This is a genomic window from Cellvibrio sp. ARAG 10.3, assembly GCF_051846955.1.
In the GTDB taxonomy this organism is placed as follows: domain Bacteria; phylum Pseudomonadota; class Gammaproteobacteria; order Pseudomonadales; family Cellvibrionaceae; genus Cellvibrio.
On record NZ_JBPYCU010000011.1, the window covers coordinates 1 to 15,684 of the forward strand.

At 54.3% G+C, this 15,684-nt stretch carries 14 protein-coding genes; 7 read left to right on the forward strand and 7 right to left on the reverse strand.

All coding sequences use genetic code 11. From position 1 onward, the window contains the following. Positions 1-199 precede the first annotated feature (199 nt). From trpC to rpe, 5 genes are all read right to left on the reverse strand, one after another. Positions 200-997, reverse strand: coding sequence for an indole-3-glycerol phosphate synthase TrpC (gene trpC / locus ACSV5M_RS14090; protein ID WP_439176877.1), 798 nt, complete (start codon positions 995-997; stop codon positions 200-202). Positions 998-1,065: 68 nt separating this feature from the next. Next, positions 1,066-2,097, reverse strand: a complete 1,032-nt coding sequence (gene trpD / locus ACSV5M_RS14095) for an anthranilate phosphoribosyltransferase (RefSeq protein ID WP_439176878.1) — start codon at positions 2,095-2,097, stop codon at positions 1,066-1,068. A gap of 123 nt (positions 2,098-2,220) precedes the next feature. After that, positions 2,221-2,802, reverse strand: coding sequence for an anthranilate synthase component II (locus ACSV5M_RS14100; RefSeq protein ID WP_439176879.1), 582 nt, complete (start codon positions 2,800-2,802; stop codon positions 2,221-2,223). Positions 2,803-2,804: 2 nt separating this feature from the next. Beyond that, the gene (gene trpE / locus ACSV5M_RS14105; RefSeq protein WP_439176880.1) at positions 2,805-4,274 is read right to left on the reverse strand and encodes an anthranilate synthase component I; all 1,470 of its coding nucleotides are present in this window, start codon (positions 4,272-4,274) and stop codon (positions 2,805-2,807) included. Between the two features lie 369 nt (positions 4,275-4,643). Beyond that, on the reverse strand, positions 4,644-5,345 hold the full coding sequence (gene rpe, locus ACSV5M_RS14110) for a ribulose-phosphate 3-epimerase (protein WP_439176881.1): 702 nt from the start codon (positions 5,343-5,345) through the stop codon (positions 4,644-4,646). Between the two features lie 116 nt (positions 5,346-5,461). On the opposite strand from rpe, the gene ACSV5M_RS14115 reads away from it, so the two are divergent. The 6 genes from ACSV5M_RS14115 (at position 5,462) to ACSV5M_RS14140 (ending at position 10,830) form a co-directional block, all read left to right on the forward strand. Then, positions 5,462-6,514 (forward strand): DUF3530 family protein, encoded by a 1,053-nt coding sequence (locus tag ACSV5M_RS14115; RefSeq protein WP_439176882.1) that lies wholly within the window; start codon positions 5,462-5,464, stop codon positions 6,512-6,514. Between the two features lie 165 nt (positions 6,515-6,679). After that, entirely contained in the window at positions 6,680-8,749 is a 2,070-nt protein-coding gene (locus ACSV5M_RS14120) for a serine/threonine protein kinase (protein WP_439176883.1), read from the forward strand. Between the two features lie 16 nt (positions 8,750-8,765). Further along, positions 8,766-9,449 (forward strand): hypothetical protein, encoded by a 684-nt coding sequence (locus ACSV5M_RS14125; protein WP_439176884.1) that lies wholly within the window; start codon positions 8,766-8,768, stop codon positions 9,447-9,449. Positions 9,450-9,598: 149 nt separating this feature from the next. After that, positions 9,599-10,006 (forward strand): hypothetical protein, encoded by a 408-nt coding sequence (locus ACSV5M_RS14130; protein WP_439176885.1) that lies wholly within the window; start codon positions 9,599-9,601, stop codon positions 10,004-10,006. An 87-nt stretch (positions 10,007-10,093) separates the two neighbouring features. Next, positions 10,094-10,636, forward strand: coding sequence for a hypothetical protein (locus ACSV5M_RS14135; protein WP_439176886.1), 543 nt, complete (start codon positions 10,094-10,096; stop codon positions 10,634-10,636). After that, positions 10,633-10,830 carry a hypothetical protein gene (locus ACSV5M_RS14140; protein WP_439176887.1) on the forward strand — a complete coding sequence of 66 codons (198 nt, stop codon included), beginning with the start codon at positions 10,633-10,635 and terminating at the stop codon, positions 10,828-10,830. Before ACSV5M_RS14135 ends, ACSV5M_RS14140 begins: the two co-directional genes overlap by 4 nt. 141 nt (positions 10,831-10,971) lie before the next feature. Here ACSV5M_RS14140 and murU read toward each other — a convergent pair whose 3' ends face one another. Together murU and ACSV5M_RS14150 are read right to left on the reverse strand one after the other, a co-directional pair. Next, complete coding sequence (gene murU / locus ACSV5M_RS14145; RefSeq protein WP_439177023.1) at positions 10,972-11,646, reverse strand: N-acetylmuramate alpha-1-phosphate uridylyltransferase MurU; 675 nt, start codon at positions 11,644-11,646, stop codon at positions 10,972-10,974. 5 nt (positions 11,647-11,651) lie between these two features. Continuing rightward, the gene (locus ACSV5M_RS14150) at positions 11,652-12,743 is read right to left on the reverse strand and encodes an aminoglycoside phosphotransferase family protein (RefSeq protein WP_439176888.1); all 1,092 of its coding nucleotides are present in this window, start codon (positions 12,741-12,743) and stop codon (positions 11,652-11,654) included. A 383-nt stretch (positions 12,744-13,126) separates the two neighbouring features. Here ACSV5M_RS14150 and ACSV5M_RS14155 point away from each other — a divergent pair, with 383 nt between their 5' ends. Beyond that, a complete protein-coding gene (locus ACSV5M_RS14155; RefSeq protein WP_439176889.1) occupies positions 13,127-15,673 on the forward strand; it encodes an LPS-assembly protein LptD in 2,547 nt (848 codons plus the stop codon). The last annotated feature ends 11 nt before the right edge of the window (positions 15,674-15,684 follow it).

The window sequence follows — 15,684 nt, forward strand, 5'->3', positions numbered from 1 at the left end:
ATGCGAGTTTGGCGTTAGGCCTGTTGTTTCGAAACCTTCAAGTCAGGGACGACTTGAAGGAGCTACAGGGATGTATTCATGCGTTTTCGAAACAACAGGCCTAATGACAAACGGATTCCGAAGTGCCTAACGCCAAACTTGTATTGCGGTAGCGTCACGAATCATAAAAAAAGCCAGCGAATGCTGGCTTTGTCGTTACTTAGCTAAAGAAAGTTTTCAGCGCTGCGCCGGGGTCATCGGCGCGCATGAAAGCCTCGCCTACCAAGAACGCATTTACATTCTTTTCACGCATAACTTTTACGTCGGCAGGTGACAGGATGCCGCTTTCTGTCACAACGATGCGTTCGGGGCCGATCTGGTCGAGCAGATCAAAAGTGGTTTGCAGTGTGACATCGAAGGTGTGAAGGTTGCGGTTGTTGATGCCGATCAGCTTGTTGGGTAGACCCAAAGCGATCTCCAACTCAGCGGCGTCGTGGACTTCCACCAGCACATCCAGACCGAGCTCCATCGCCAGGGTATTCAGGTCCGCCAGTTTCTGCGGCTCCAGGGCGGATACGATCAGCAGTACGCAGTCGGCACCAATAGCCCGCGCTTCGTAGATCTGGTATTCGTCCACCAGGAAATCTTTGCGGATCACTGGAAGATCGGTAGCGGCGCGGGCTTCTTGTAAATAAACGTCAGCGCCCTGGAAAAAATCCACGTCGGTTAATACGGATAAACAGGCGGCTCCGCCCCGTTCGTAGCTGCGCGCCAATTCCGCTGGAACAAAGTGTTCACGGATGATGCCTTTGCTGGGGGAGGCTTTTTTTATCTCGGCAATGACGCCGGATTGACCTGCTGCAATTTTGTCGGCAATTGCCTGTACAAAGCCGCGCACCGGTTGTTGGTGTACCAGGCTTTGTTTGAGGTCAGCGAGAGAAACTGTTTTCTTGCGCTCGGCAATTTCTTCCCATTTGCGGGCAATGATCTTGCGCAGTACGGTGGGTGTCTGTGTCACGCGATTCCAATCCTCTTTGCGAGCACTGCTCGGCGCTCGCGTCGGGGTTCTTCGGTTAGCCGAAAAACTTATTCAAGATATTGAGTGAAAGCCGCCAGTTCGCGGATTTTCTCGCCGGCCAGGCTGCTGCCGATAGCGTCTCGTGCCATCTCTACACCGTCCGCCAGGTTGCTGGCAACGCCGCTGACGTAAATGGCGGCGCCAGCATTCAAGGTGATGATGTCGGCGGCTTTTTCGGCGTACTGGCCGCGGCGATTGCCGAGCGCGTCCTTGATCAACAACAGCGAATCTTCCGCGTTCTGCACACTCAGGCCAATCAAGCTTTTGCTTTGCACGCCGAAATCTTCCGGTTTGATGGTGTATTCGATGATCTCGCCATTTTTCAGTTCCGCCACCTGGGTTTCGCTGGCCAGGCTGATCTCATCCAGTCCGTCTTTGGCATGCACGACCATGACATGCTCACTGCCCAAACGCGCCAATACTTCGGCCATGGGTTTGCACAATTCACCATTGAACACACCGATAACCTGGCGTTTAACATTCGCCGGATTGGTCATGGGGCCAAGCATATTAAAGATGGTGCGCAAACCCAATTCACGACGCGGGCCGATGGCAAAGCGCATGGCGCTGTGGTGCGCCGGTGCGAACATAAAGCCCACACCGATTTCTTTCACACAACGGGCCACTTGTTCCGGCGTGATATCGAGTTTGATGCCCGCCGCTTCCAATACATCGGCACTGCCGGCGGCACTGGAAACGCCGCGATTGCCGTGCTTGGCCACGCGCCCACCTGCCGCCGCCACGACAAACGCACTGGCGGTGGAGATGTTAAACAGATTGGCGCCGTCACCGCCGGTGCCGCAGGTGTCGACCAGATATTCCACGTCGATGTCGACCCGGGTGGCCAGTTCGCGCATGACCATGGCGGCCCCGGTAATTTCGTCCAGGGTCTCACCCTTCATCCGCAACGCCACCAGAAAACCACCGATCTGCGCCGGCGTGGCCACGCCGGTCATCACTTCGCGCATCACCATGGTCATCTCGTCAGTCGAGAGATCAATGTGCGCGACTAATTTGTTCAGAGCTTGTTTAATGTCCATTGCCATCCACCTTGTTGTTACCATTCACGGCTTTGTGTGTGGGAAAAGCTTGTCAGCGACAGATTAAATTTACTTCGGTCAGTGCGCAATCGAGCGGTCCTGGACAGCCCGATTGCGCGTCGGTTAAACGCCATCTAAAAAGTTGCGCAGCAATTCGTGGCCCTGCTCAGTCAGGATAGATTCAGGGTGAAATTGTACGCCTTCCACCGCCAGGGTTTTATGGCGCACCCCCATGATCTCCGCCATGCTGCCATCGGCATTCTGGGTCCAGGCGGTAATCTCCAGGCAATCCGGCAGGCTTTCTTTTTCGATCACCAACGAATGGTAACGCGTAGCCTGCAAGGGATTTTTTAATCCGGTAAATACACCTTTATCCGCGTGATACACCGGCGAGGTTTTACCGTGCATAACCTGCGGGGCGCGAATAACCTTGCCGCCAAACGCCTGGCCGATACTCTGATGGCCGAGACAGATACCGAGCAAGGGAATCCTGCCAGCAAACGTCTTGATGGTTTCCACCGAAATACCCGCTTCATTGGGCGTGCAGGGGCCGGGTGAAATCACAATCTTTTCCGGCGCCAGGCGCGCGATGTCCTGCACGGTAATTTCATCGTTGCGCACGACCTTCACATCCGCTTTCAGCTCGCCCAGATACTGCACCACGTTATAGGTAAAGGAGTCGTAGTTGTCGATCATCAGAATCATGATTATTCCCCCACCATGTCGACGGCTTTAAAGATGGCACGCGCTTTGTTCATGGTTTCTTTCCATTCCAGTGCCGGTATGGAATCCGCCACAACACCCGCACCGGCCTGGACGTAAAGTTTGCCGTCTTTGATCACCGCCGTGCGAATCGCAATGGCGGTATCCATATTGCCGTTCCAGGCGATATAACCCACCGCGCCGCCGTAGATGCCACGCTTTTCACTCTCCAGTTCGTCGATGATTTCCATCGCGCGAATCTTGGGGGCACCGGAGAGTGTCCCCGCCGGCAGAGCTGCGCGCAGTACATCCATCGCGCGCAATTCGGGTTTGATCTTGCCGGTAACGTTCGAGGTAATGTGCATCACGTGGGAATAGCGTTCGACCACCATCTTATCGGTGAGCGTTACGCTGCCCACTTCAGCCACGCGACCCACATCGTTGCGACCAAGGTCGATCAACATCAAATGCTCGGCAATTTCTTTCGGATCAGCCACCAGTTCCGCTTCCAGGGCTTTGTCTTCTTCCGGGGTATGGCCGCGACGACGGGTGCCAGCAATCGGCCGCACGGTCACGTCGCCGTCTTCCAGACGCGCAAGAATTTCCGGGCTGGAGCCCACTACATGGTGATCGCCCAAATCGAGGAAGTACATGTAAGGCGATGGATTTAAATTGCGCAGCGCGCGATACAGGTTGAGCGGTTCCGCCGTAAAGTCGATAGATAAACGCTGGGAAATAACTACCTGCATGGTGTCGCCGGCCAGCACGTAATCCTTGATGCGATTGACCGCGTCCTGGAACGCCTGCTCGCCGTAATGCGAACGGAATTTTTGTTCGCTTGCGCCGTTCATGCCCAGTGTTAAATCCGGCGTCGACGGCACGGGACCGCGCAGCCGCGCTTCCAATTCATCCAGGCGTTGCGTCGCTATCTGGTAGGCATTGTCGATCTCGGGGTTAGCGTGAATCACCAGAATGAGTTTGCCGGCGAGGTTGTCGAATACCAGCACTTCATCGGACACCGTCAGCAAAATATCCGGCGTGCCGATAATATCCTTTGGCACGCTGGCCTTCAGATGCGGCTCCACATAACGCACACAATCGTAAGCAAAATAACCCACCAGACCGCCGGTAAAACGCGGCAGGCCCGGCAACTCCGGCGCGCGGTAGCGTTGCTTGAATGCTTCAACAAATTCCAGCGCGTCGGCCTGGGTGGTTTCCTCAACCACTACACCGTCGCGCTCAATACGAATGTGTTCACCAAAAGCTTTTAACACGGTGCGCGCCGGCAAGCCGATCATGGAATAACGGCCCCATTTTTCACCGCCCTGCACGGACTCAAACAGATAGGAATAAGGCCCACGGGCCAATTTCAGATAGGAAGATAAAGGAGTATCAAGGTCAGCCAGCACTTCGCGCATCACCGGAATGCGGTTATAGCCTTGCGCGGCCAACTCAGCAAATTGTTCAGGAGTCATGGATTTACCTTTCAGGTTCGCCCGCAAGAGGTGGGCGAATCACGCTATTTTTATCGGGTAATTCATCTGCGCCTGACGCGGCATGAAAGATGTCGGACAACAGATGAGGTGAAGACAACCCGGCTGCTGACAGACTGCGAGGCTAGATAGATAAGTGCTAGCTAGACAGACTGCGCGCGGGCAGATATGGACTAGCGACGCCATCGGGCGACGAGGGCGGCACGCTCTTGCAGATGTAAGCCTGAAAGTTTCACAGGGCTTCTCCTAATGGACTGGCGGCCAGTTTACTCAAATAAAACCGGACTGCCTATCCCCAATATTTCACAATTTAACCGGTTACTTAATCCAACCCCGGCGGCTGCAACCGGTTCAACCTTTATTGGCCAATGCCAGTTCCGCACGCATGGACGCAATGGTCGCGGCGTAATTATCGGTATTAAAAATGGCCGAGCCGGATACAAAGGTATCGACCCCGGCGGCGGCCAGTGCACGGATGTTTTCGGTAGATACACCGCCGTCGACTTCGAGGCGGATGTTATAGCCGCTGGCATCGATCAGCGCACGGGCTTCGCGCACCTTATCCAGCACATAAGGAATAAATTGCTGCCCACCAAAGCCTGGGTTAACCGACATCAGCAACAACATGTCCATCTTTTCCATCACGTATTTGACTTCGTCGAGCGAGCTGGCGGGGTTCAGCACCAGCCCGGCAAAACAACCGCGATCCTTGATCAACTGCAGAGAGCGATCCACATGACGCGAGGCCTCGGGGTGAAAGGTAATAAACGTCGCACCGGCATCGGCAAACTGACCGATCAGGTCATCCACCGGCTCGACCATCAGGTGCACATCAATGGGCGCGGTTACGCCGTACTTGCGCAACGCTTTGCACACCATAGGGCCAATGGTGAGGTTGGGGACGTAGTGATTATCCATCACATCAAAGTGGATCATGTCAGCGCCGGCGGCCAGTACCGCATCCACCTCTTCCCCGAGGCGCGCGAAATCGGCGGACAAGATCGACGGTGCAATTCTGTAATCCGCCTGACGTGAATCCTTAAAGTTCTGCATAAATCACCCGATGACTGTTGTGACAACGACTAAAATGTCGGCATTGTACTGAAAAATATCGCGCTGGCAGCAGATTGCGCACTAATGAATCACTATCCATCTGAAAAACCGGGACTATGAACCGTCTTTTGACTCGCCTGATCTACCGGGATTCACTCCGGCTACGCCGACTCGGTGTTATCGCCTGGTTGGTGCTATTTGTCTGTCCGCTGGTGCACGCCCAGACCACCGCGCCCGCCAACAGTGCGGCTAACCCGGCCGTTGAAACAACGGCACCCGCCGCTGAGCCGACACCGGATGCAGCGCAGGAAGTCTCGCCCCGGGTATCGCGGGAAGAAAACTATAACCAGCTACTGGCGGCAGCCTCGCCAGACGAGGTGCGCTGGTTGGATACACCGGAAGAAAAAATCCTTGCCCTCTTTCGCCCTACCGAAGCGCGAACTACCAAAGGCGCAGTATTGATACTGCATGCCGCCGAAATACCACCAGGGTGGCCGCCCTCCTTCGATAACCTGCGCCGTTACCTGCCGCGCTATGGCTGGGTTACCCTGGCGGTGGCGCTGCCAGCGCAAGCAACCCAACGGGTTCCCCGGCGCGAAATCCCCCCGCCCGCACCGGAAGAAGAACAAGCTGATCAGGACGCGGCCACCGAGCAAACGCCCGAACCTGCCGCCGAAGCAGAGGCAGAGACTTCAACTGAACCCGAGCCCTCCCGCGCCGAGGTTATCGCCCGGCGTGTCGGCGCCGCCGCGGCATTTTTGCGTGAGCAAGGCCAACAGAATATTGTGGTATTAGTGGATAACAGCAGCGTTGTTGACAGTATGACCGGGCTGCAAACCGCCGCCGGCGATGCGCTCCAGGCGTTGGTGCTGGTTAATTTGCAGATACAGGAACCGCTTACCAAGCCACAACTGGAACAACTGTTTTCCAACCCTGGCCTGCCGGTGCTCGATCTGTTCACCCAACCGGATAGCGATCAGCAGGCCAGTCTCCGTCAGAGCCATCGCGCCGCCGCACTGCGCAATAAAATAGAGCATTATTACCAGCTCCGACTGCTACTCTTGCGCCCCCAAGACAGCGACAATCCGCGCAGTTTTTGGCTGGAGCGAACCCGCGGCTTTATGGAACGGCACGCTCTGGGAAAAGAAACGAGCAAGGATAAAGAGTAAGGGTAATCCCGACAAAGCGTTAAAGCCGTCGCATTTTCCAACACCCACACCACTTCTCCTGAATGCCTTTAGGCGGTGATCGTGTTACTATTTTTCGGCTATTTTTGGCGTCAGCCACAACGGAATTACCAATAATCAACATCTGGAGCAAAGAGGAAGACTAGCGTGTCTGAGAAGAACGATTCAGCCAACACGCCCGACCCGGCCGACGATAAAACCCGCCTTGCTCGCCCGCCCAAAAAGCCCGCAGAACAAGCCACGGTGATGGCCAAAAAGCCTGCGCCCAAAGCGGATGATGCGACCGTCCTCGCCAGCAAATCTCGCCCCAGGGCGGATGACGCGACGGTGCTCGCCAAAAAATCGACCAATGCAGCCGCGACGCAATACACCCAATACCGTCCCAACACGACCAATAATTCATCCGGCTTTGCCAAAGCCAGTGAGCTGGCTGAACAGGCATTGAGCGGCAGCGGCGCGGGCACCTTGTTAAAGAAACGGTTTTTGCTGGAAGAAGCGCTGGGCCAGGGCGGCATGGGGACGGTGTATAAAACCCGCGACCTGCGCAAAGTTGAAGCGGAAGATCCCAATCCCTACATCGCCACCAAAGTGTTAAACCAGGATTTCCAGAATCACCCGGACGCGTTCGTCACCCTGCAACAGGAAGCCGCCAAATCCCAAACCCTGGCGCACCCGAATATCGTCACCGTGCACGACTTTGATCGCGACGGCGATATCCTGTTTATGACCATGGAGCTGCTACACGGCGACCCTCTGGATAAATTGCTTAAAGACCACCGCAACACCGGCCTGCCGGTTAGCACTGCCTTGCGGCTGGCGAAAGATTTATGTGCAGCCTTGATGTACGCCCACAAACGCCATCTGATTCACGCGGATTTCAAACCCGGTAACGTCTTTGTCATGCGCGACGGTTCGGCCAAGGTGCTGGATTTCGGTATCGCGCGCGCCGCCTCAAAAGAAACCCAGCGCCACCAATTTGATGCGGGACAATTGGGCGCACTGACACCCGCGTACGCCACGATTGAAATGATCAACGACGAGCCGATAAGTTTTGCGGATGACGTCTACGCGCTGGCCTGTGTGATTTATGAGATGCTCGCCGGCCGCCACCCTTATAACAATGTGTCCGCACTCGATGCGCAGCAGCAAAAACTGAAACCCAAGCGCATCGAAAAATTAACGGCCGCACAGTGGAAAGCCCTGAGCCGCGGCCTTGCACTGGAAAAGGCACAGCGTACCCCCACGATCGAACAATTCCAGCACGAATTATTTCCACGTCGTAAACCTTTGGCTCTAAAAGTGGCAGCAGTGCTACTGCCGGTTTCACTGATCGGTTTGGGATGGTTTGCTTACAATCACTATCAGGCCGAAGCGCAGATTCAAAACACCATCAACGAGAAAATTGCCCTGGCGCAAAGCTGTTTTGCGCAGAGTGATTTTGAATGTGCGATTGAACAAAGCCTGGTGGTGACCAATCTTGAACCGGGTAACCGTGTCGCGCGCGATTTACTCAACAGTGCGCAACTGGCACACCAGAAACAGGAAGATGCCGCTCGCATCGCGCGGTTGCTAGAGGAAGCGGAAAACTGTTTTAACCAACAGGATTTTGCCTGCGCACAAATTAAAACCCGCGAGTTGCTTAAACTCGATCAAACCCACGCCGCCGCACAAGCATTATTAAACGATGCCTCTGAGTCGATGGAACTCTCCCGCATTGCACAACGTTCCGACAGCTGTTTGGACAACGGCGACCTGGAATGTGTGCAGGCGCTGGTTAACGAAGCCGTGGGTGTAAACGCAAGCCATCAAACCACGCTCTTGTTGCAAAACCAATTACTAGCGGCGCAGACCGGCGCGCAGGCACAACAGGCCGAAATTAACGACGCATTAAATAAAGCGCGGCAATGCCTGAATCAAAAGCAATACGACTGCGCGATAAATCATGCCGACAGCGTGACGGCTAATCATCCGGGCAACCTCCAGGCACTGGAGATCAAACAGGCCGCCACCCTCGCCAAACAATCCGAAGCGCGCGTGCAAAGTATTCTTGCACAAGCCAAAACCTGCCTCGATAAACAAAAGAATTACAGTTGTGCCATCGCTAAAGCCGAAGCAGCACTGGACCTGGTTCCAGGCCACGCCGAAGCCGCTGCGATAAAACGGCGCGCGCAAGATACCCAACAAAAACTCAAGACCACCGGTTTTACCATCCAATAAGCCAAGGAGGCTTACCATGAAAAAAGCACTATTGATTGCCCTGATTTCTTCCCTGGTCGCAGCACCGTCTTATGGGTTCGGTTTGAACGATCTGAAAGACAATCTGGACCGCTCGCACAAATGTAAAAGCGGCGACCAAAGCTGCAAAAATCGCGAGAAGTTGAAAGCCGCCGCGCGCGTTGCAGCGGTCTCCATCGCGGTAAAATTGATTGCTGATATGGTGATCGACTACCGCTCCAAGAAAGTTGCCGACGAAGAGCAAGTGGCGACTGAATACCGCACCAAAAATAAAACCCTGCAACCCGACCCGGTTGCCGAACGCTACGACACTGAGACCTTACCGGGTAAGATCATAGAACCGGGAAATCAGGTGACGGTTAAATCGGATATCGTCGTGGTGCCGGGCAGCTTGCGCCAGGAAGCGTTGATTGAAGAACGCATCACCATCTTCGACAATGAGGACCACACAAAGCCACTACGCAACCTGACCAAAGCGGTCAATGGCGATAGCCGTCGCGGCGGTCACTACCAAAATGAATTTGCGTTCACCCCGCCGGAAGGTCTGCCCCAGGGCGTTTACCCGGTTAAAACAGAATTAATCCTCAACGGCGTCATCGCCGACACATCCGACAACGACATCCAACTGGTTTTGCACGTCGACCACCTTGGCGCAATGCAACTCCTCGCCCTCGCCGACTAACATCCCCGCCTGAAAATCACTCTCGCAAACCCCGCGAGAGTGAATCCCAACAACCATCATGTAGGTCGGATTAGCCAAAGGCGTAATCCGACTTGGGTAACGTAAGATATCAACATTCATCATATGATTCGTTTACTTGAGGATGTGTAATGGAAACAGCGCTTTTTTCTTTTTTTGGAATCGTAATTGGTGCAGCATTACAATACATTTTCACCCGACATCTCGACACCCAACGGCATCATCGAGAACTTCGGTCGCGAGCCTACATAGATTATCTGAGATGTGTATCAGAGCACGCCAATTTAGGTACGAAACGACATACTGACGAAGGCAAACAATTAGGCGTTAAAACAGCCGATGCGAAGTGTCGAATCTGTCTTTATGGTTCACGCGCCACCATCGAAGCTTTCGCTGCATTTGAGCGACTTGGCGCAACAATGAATACAAAAGAGCAGTGCGAATCCTTCACCAACATGGCTGTCCTTATGCGCCGAGACTCGGGAACACAGGAAGAGGCAAAGCTTGCTGATTTAGAAATCGTTCTTTTAGGAGCTTAGTGACGGCATATAGGCTAAAGACATAATGAGGATATTGTTTGCTGAGAAGTAGACCTCCCATAAACCAGAGTCAGAAAGGGACAGCTAATGCTAGCAACGCATATTGAAGCAGAGACCAGGTATGAGTCTTTCCGTAAGATGGCACGAGATGCCATCTACAGCGAGTTACCATATGGCGACCGTGGAAACATTAAATTAACTGAAATATCCCAAAGCGCATTAATATACTCAAAAACTTGGTCGGCGGATCCTAATCGGAAAGTTGATTGGCCGTGGCACGAAGGCTACAAAAGCTATGCATTTAGGTATCCAAACCGATTTGAATTAGCCACTTGGTATGGGAGTTCGCTTGCTGGTTTAAGCTTAGGGCGCCCATCGTATGCTGGTACCCGCCTGCGCTTGGAATTTATTGAGGCGAATCCATCGGGAAGCCCTTTAAAAGGCAGAATTGTCCCAATTACAATATCCGTTGCAGAACTCTATGCGAATATCATAGGCGCAGCAGAGTTACGCATTATTGATCCTATAGATAAAAAACTCATTGAATATTACTCCTCCTTCGGTTATCGCTACTGTAGCGGAAGAACGGAAAGCAATCAGAAACATTACCTGGTTAAGGTTCTATCATGAGCAGAAAAAAAATAGATTCAAATTTAACGCCAGCCGAATTAAAAAAACTGGCAAAAAAAATTATTTCTGAAAATCCGATATACATGCCGGATGAACCTACCTCGGTAGGATCACCCGACAATATTATTGACGAAGAGGAGAACATTGAAGATGAAGAATCAAGCGCAAAAAAGTCCGAAAGAAGCAAAAAATAACGAAGCAGCACAAAAAATTATCGACAACAAGATAAAATCCCTTCCCATCAAAAGTAAGCCACAAGGGCCATCGAAATAGGATTTACTCTTAAGCTCTTTAATGAGCAGGAACATTGCCTCGGCAAAAAGTGAAGTAAAACCTCAAGGATGACGCAACTCACTATCCAAACCCACCAACCGCTCCGGAGTCCCCACATCACTCCAAGCCCCTTGATAAACCTCTGCCGTTAATCGCCCGTGTGCGATCTCATGTCGTAGCACTTCACCCAAGGGAAATTTTTCCCGGCGTTGTGGATAGTCCGCGATCATTTGCGGGCGCAGCAGGCTGATGCCCGCAAAGGTGTAACGCGGTTGGTCGGCGCCGGCTAATAACAGACCATCTTGCGCTAACGCAAAATCGCCGGCCGGATGAAATGCCGGATTGGGTACCAGTACCAGATGCCCGTTGTAGCGCCGCTCCAGAGAATGACGAACTAAATTCTGCAACGGGTAGTCACTCCAGACATCGCCATTGACCAACACAAAGGGTTCGTCGCCCAGCAGCGGCAGGGCTTTTAAAATGGCACCGGCCGTTTCCAGCGGTTCCGGCTCTTCGGAGTATTCCACCTGTAAATCAAATCGGCTGCCGTCGCCGACAAAGGCGCGAATTTTTTCGCCGAGGTAGGCCAGGTTAATGACTACCTGACGAATACCCGCCGCGTGTACATGTTCAAGGTGGTATTGCAGCAGCGGTTTGCCACCCACGGACAACATCGGTTTGGGTAAATGATCCGTCAGGGGGCGCATGCGTTGGCCGAGGCCGGCGGCGAGGATCATGGCTTTCACGCGTTTACGTCTCCGGCACGGCGGTAATCGGTATACCAGGGTTGTTGTTCGATCAGCGGCAGGAGCTGTTGCTCGAACCAGGTAACAAATTCGTCCAGTTGCGGATAGTTCCGTGCAACATCGAGGGTGTAGCGCAATACCAGCGGCAGATCCGCCAGGTAATGGTGCTTGCCATCGCGCAGGTGCAGCCGTGCAAAGATACCCAATACCTTGATGTGTCGTTGCAGGCCCACCCAATCAAACCAGCGCAGGTAGGTTGCTTCATCAACGGCGGGGATCACGCCGACATCCATGGCCATATTGCCGTAACTGAGTGCCCAGCGCCTGACGTCCTCCTGCGGCCAGCGGATGTAACAATCGCGCAATAAGGACACCAGGTCGTAAGCAAAGGGACCGCGCACAGCGCCCTGGAAATCAATAACCCCGATCTGGCCCGAGTCGCACAGCAGCAGGTTGCGGGAGTGGTAGTCGCGATGAACCAGCAGCTGCGGTTGTTCCAACGCGGTGGTTTCGAGCTGTGTGAATACACGCTGCAACAGCGCCTGCTCCGCCTGGCTCAGGGAGTAGCCGAGCAAGCGCGCCACAAACCACTCACTGAAGATCTGCAGTTCGCGGCGCAACATCGCCTGATCGTACTGTGGCAGCTCTGCCGGGATGTCGGTGGCCTGCTGCAAGCGCAGCAACACCATCAGTGCCTCGCCGTATAAGGTGCAGGCAGTGTCCTGGGTTAACTCGTTACGCAACAACCGATCGCCAAAATCTTCCACCACCAGAAAACCCTGTGTCGCGTCGGCGGCAATCACCGTCGGCGCATTGACACCCTGGTCGCGCAGGTAGCGCGCGAGCTTGACAAACAGCGCGGTGTCTTCGGTCTCGGGCGGAGCATCTACCGCCAGGAATGGCGGCTGGCCGGTCACGGGAGCTTGCGCGCGGTAATAGCGCCGAAACCCGGCATCGGAACCCAGGCTTTCCAACACCAGTCGCCCGGCCTCCGGTATGACTCCCTGTAAATTCTGACGCGCCCAGTGTGTTAGCGCTTGCTTACGGCTTTCTATGCTATCTGCTGAAGGGTCCCGGGTATCGCTCATCCTGACTCCGTTAAATATAAGAATTGTGGCGGCTGCAGACCCAGGCCTTTTCACACCGGAATCCGGCCAGGCCAGCAGCGCCGATAAAACGGCTCCCATAAAACCCCAAATCCTGAAGGCTGACAAGGTCTGCCTGACGGCGCGCGTCACACACCCAACCAATCGGCTTCGCTATTGTCAGAGACGGATTCATTCCAAGCACCGGCGTATTCAAGTAGAATCGCGGCTATTTCATCCACGGAAACCGCCCAGGATCGCCGGCCGGATTAATTGATAAAGCGATAACAGCCATCAATGAAGACATCTTCTCCCGCTACCGCTCTTTCTGTACGCGCTTCCGCAGGCACTTGTCGCCGCCCAACTTTTCTATCGAGACGCTGTTGATGGCTGTAGCTACGCGCACTTCTTCACTATTCCGCCCCTCCCTGTTAGCCGCCGCACTGGCTGAACAGTGGCGACCCGCCAGTGCGCTGGTGTTGTCGTTGGGCTTGATGACCGCCCCCGCCTTCGCTGACGAATCGCACAAGCAAACGGAATCCGGGCGCAACCTGGATTGGGTGCCCATGGAGCAACTGACTGAGGCTCAAAAAGCCGCTATGCCCAGCGGTTGCTGCGGTGCTTATGTCAGCCCGGAGCGCACCGACCCGGATGCCAGGCTTGAGCCGGCCAACGCCTCGGTCCGCGCTACCGCCGATTCATCCGAAACCCAGGGCCAGACCACGGTCATCATGAGCGGTGATGTGCAGCTGACCCAGGGTTACCGCTCGCTGAATGCCGACAAAGCGGTTTTTAACCAGACCACCCGTGAAGCAGAAATCACTGGCGATATCCAGATTCGTGAGCCGGGGCTGCTGTTACACGCCGAACAGGCACAGATGCATATCGACAGCGGCGATGCGACCCTGGAGAACGCCGAGTTTGTGCTCTATGAATCACGTATTCGCGGCACCGCCGAAAGCCTGAAAAAATTCGGCAGCAACATCATTGTGCTGAATGACAGCCGCTTCACCAGTTGTGAGCCGGACAGCAACCTCTGGTCCGTGGCCGGTTCAGAAGTGAAGATCAACCAGGAAAAGCGCTACGGCACCGCCAAGCACATGCGCATCAATATCAAGGATATTCCGGTGATGTACTCGCCCTACCTGCGCTTTCCGGTAGGCAAAGATCGGCTCACCGGCTTCCTGTTTCCCTCGATGAGCTTTGACAGCGACACCATCATCGAAGACTTCTCCTTGCCGTTTTACTGGAACATGGCGCCCAACTACGACATGTTGATCACGCCCCGTTACGTGGATCGCCACGGCACCGGCGTCGATACCGAATTTCGCCATATGTCCGCCCAATTCGACACCATCATCAATGGTGCTTTCCTTGCCGATGATGAAGGCGATTACAGCGCGCGGGACCTGGAGCGTATTGAAGAGGGCTTGCGCGATGATTACACCGGCAGAGACCGCTGGCTTTACAGCCTGAACCAGACCGGTGGGCGCGGCCAACGCTGGGCCACCACCATTGATTACACTGAGATCAGCGATATCGATTACCTGCGCGACTTCAACCGCAGCGGGGTCGACACCAATCGTCAGCCCAACATCGCCAAGGTAGCGACCGCCAGCTATCGCACTGACAACTGGCTGGTGAGCGCCAAGGCGCAGGAATTTCGCGTGTTGGTGGAAGAGAGCCAGATTCCCTACCGCGAACTGCCGCGTATCAATGCCGACGGCAGCTACCGGTTGGGCGACTGGCTGCTTGAGTTAAACAACGAATACGTCAATTTTGATCTCAACAGCTTCTATGAGCTGGATACCACCAATACCTTGCTCGGCGAGCGCTTGCGCACCGACTACGGCCTGACCTGGGACAAGGAATTTGCCTGGGGTTTCTTCAAGCCCGGCGTTGCGGTGAAAACCCTGAACTATGAGCTCGACAGCGGCGCGCTGAACGAAACGGCCGATAGCTCACCTTCACTGACTGTGCCTCAAGGCAGCCTGGATATGGGCTTGTTTTTCGAGCGGGAAACCAGCCTGTTCAGCAACAGTTTTATCCAGACCCTTGAACCGCGCGTCTTTTATTTTTACAGCGATTATGAAGATCACAGCGCGCTGTACAATCTGACCGCCAATAATCGCTACGTCAATTTTGATACGTCTGAACTGACTTTTACCTACGGGCAGCTGTTTCGCGAGTCGCGTTTCTCCGGTGGTGACCGCATCGATGATGCTAACCAGGTTGCGGTGGGATTATCCAGTGCGCTGATCTCCAGCAGCACCGGTATTGAACGTTTACGGATGAGCATCGGCCAGATTTATTATCAGAAAGACCGCCGTGTCGTGGTCGCCACTACCGCCGATGAAGACGATAAATACTCGCGCCGGGATTCGGAACTGGCGGGCCAGATCAGCGGCCAGATCAGCGATTCCCTGCGCTTCACCAGCGACGTCGCCTACGACCATAAAGATGCGCACCTGACCAGCGCCAGTGCCAGCCTGAATTACATGGACGATGCCTATCGCATCTTCAACTTGTCTTACCGTTACACGCGCAATCCGCAGATGATCAATCCCTCCAATCCGGTCCCCATCCTGGAATCCACACTGGATCAGCTGGATGCATCGATGATCGTACCGGTGAACGACCAATGGAGCCTGATTGCGCGCAGCAACTATGACTTCACTTACAATCTGGAACTCGATACCTTTGCCGGACTCGAATACAGCGATTGTTGCTACCGCATCCGTTTGCTGGGCCGCCGCTGGTTGAACTTTGATTACAACGCTAACTTCCTGAAGACCGCCACCCAGGACGATTACGATCAAGGATTCTTTGTTGATATCCAACTGAAAGGTCTGGGCAGTATCAGTGAACGTATCGGCAAGTTACTCGACAAAGCCATCATCGGTTACAGCGCGCGGGAAGAATCCATGCGCTAAACATTTCAGGG

Coding starts and splice junctions, on each gene's coding strand:
- trpD (WP_439176878.1), bottom strand. CDS start 2,097: ATGGACATTAAACAAGCTCTGAACAAATTAGTCGCGCACATTGATCTC.
- ACSV5M_RS14100 (WP_439176879.1), bottom strand. CDS start 2,802: ATGATTCTGATGATCGACAACTACGACTCCTTTACCTATAACGTGGTG.
- trpE (WP_439176880.1), bottom strand. CDS start 4,274: ATGACTCCTGAACAATTTGCTGAGTTGGCCGCGCAAGGCTATAACCGC.
- rpe (WP_439176881.1), bottom strand. CDS start 5,345: ATGCAGAACTTTAAGGATTCACGTCAGGCGGATTACAGAATTGCACCG.
- ACSV5M_RS14115 (WP_439176882.1), top strand. CDS start 5,462: ATGAACCGTCTTTTGACTCGCCTGATCTACCGGGATTCACTCCGGCTA.
- ACSV5M_RS14125 (WP_439176884.1), top strand. CDS start 8,766: ATGAAAAAAGCACTATTGATTGCCCTGATTTCTTCCCTGGTCGCAGCA.
- ACSV5M_RS14130 (WP_439176885.1), top strand. CDS start 9,599: ATGGAAACAGCGCTTTTTTCTTTTTTTGGAATCGTAATTGGTGCAGCA.
- ACSV5M_RS14135 (WP_439176886.1), top strand. CDS start 10,094: ATGCTAGCAACGCATATTGAAGCAGAGACCAGGTATGAGTCTTTCCGT.
- ACSV5M_RS14140 (WP_439176887.1), top strand. CDS start 10,633: ATGAGCAGAAAAAAAATAGATTCAAATTTAACGCCAGCCGAATTAAAA.
- murU (WP_439177023.1), bottom strand. CDS start 11,646: ATGATCCTCGCCGCCGGCCTCGGCCAACGCATGCGCCCCCTGACGGAT.
- ACSV5M_RS14150 (WP_439176888.1), bottom strand. CDS start 12,743: ATGAGCGATACCCGGGACCCTTCAGCAGATAGCATAGAAAGCCGTAAG.
- ACSV5M_RS14155 (WP_439176889.1), top strand. CDS start 13,127: ATGGCTGTAGCTACGCGCACTTCTTCACTATTCCGCCCCTCCCTGTTA.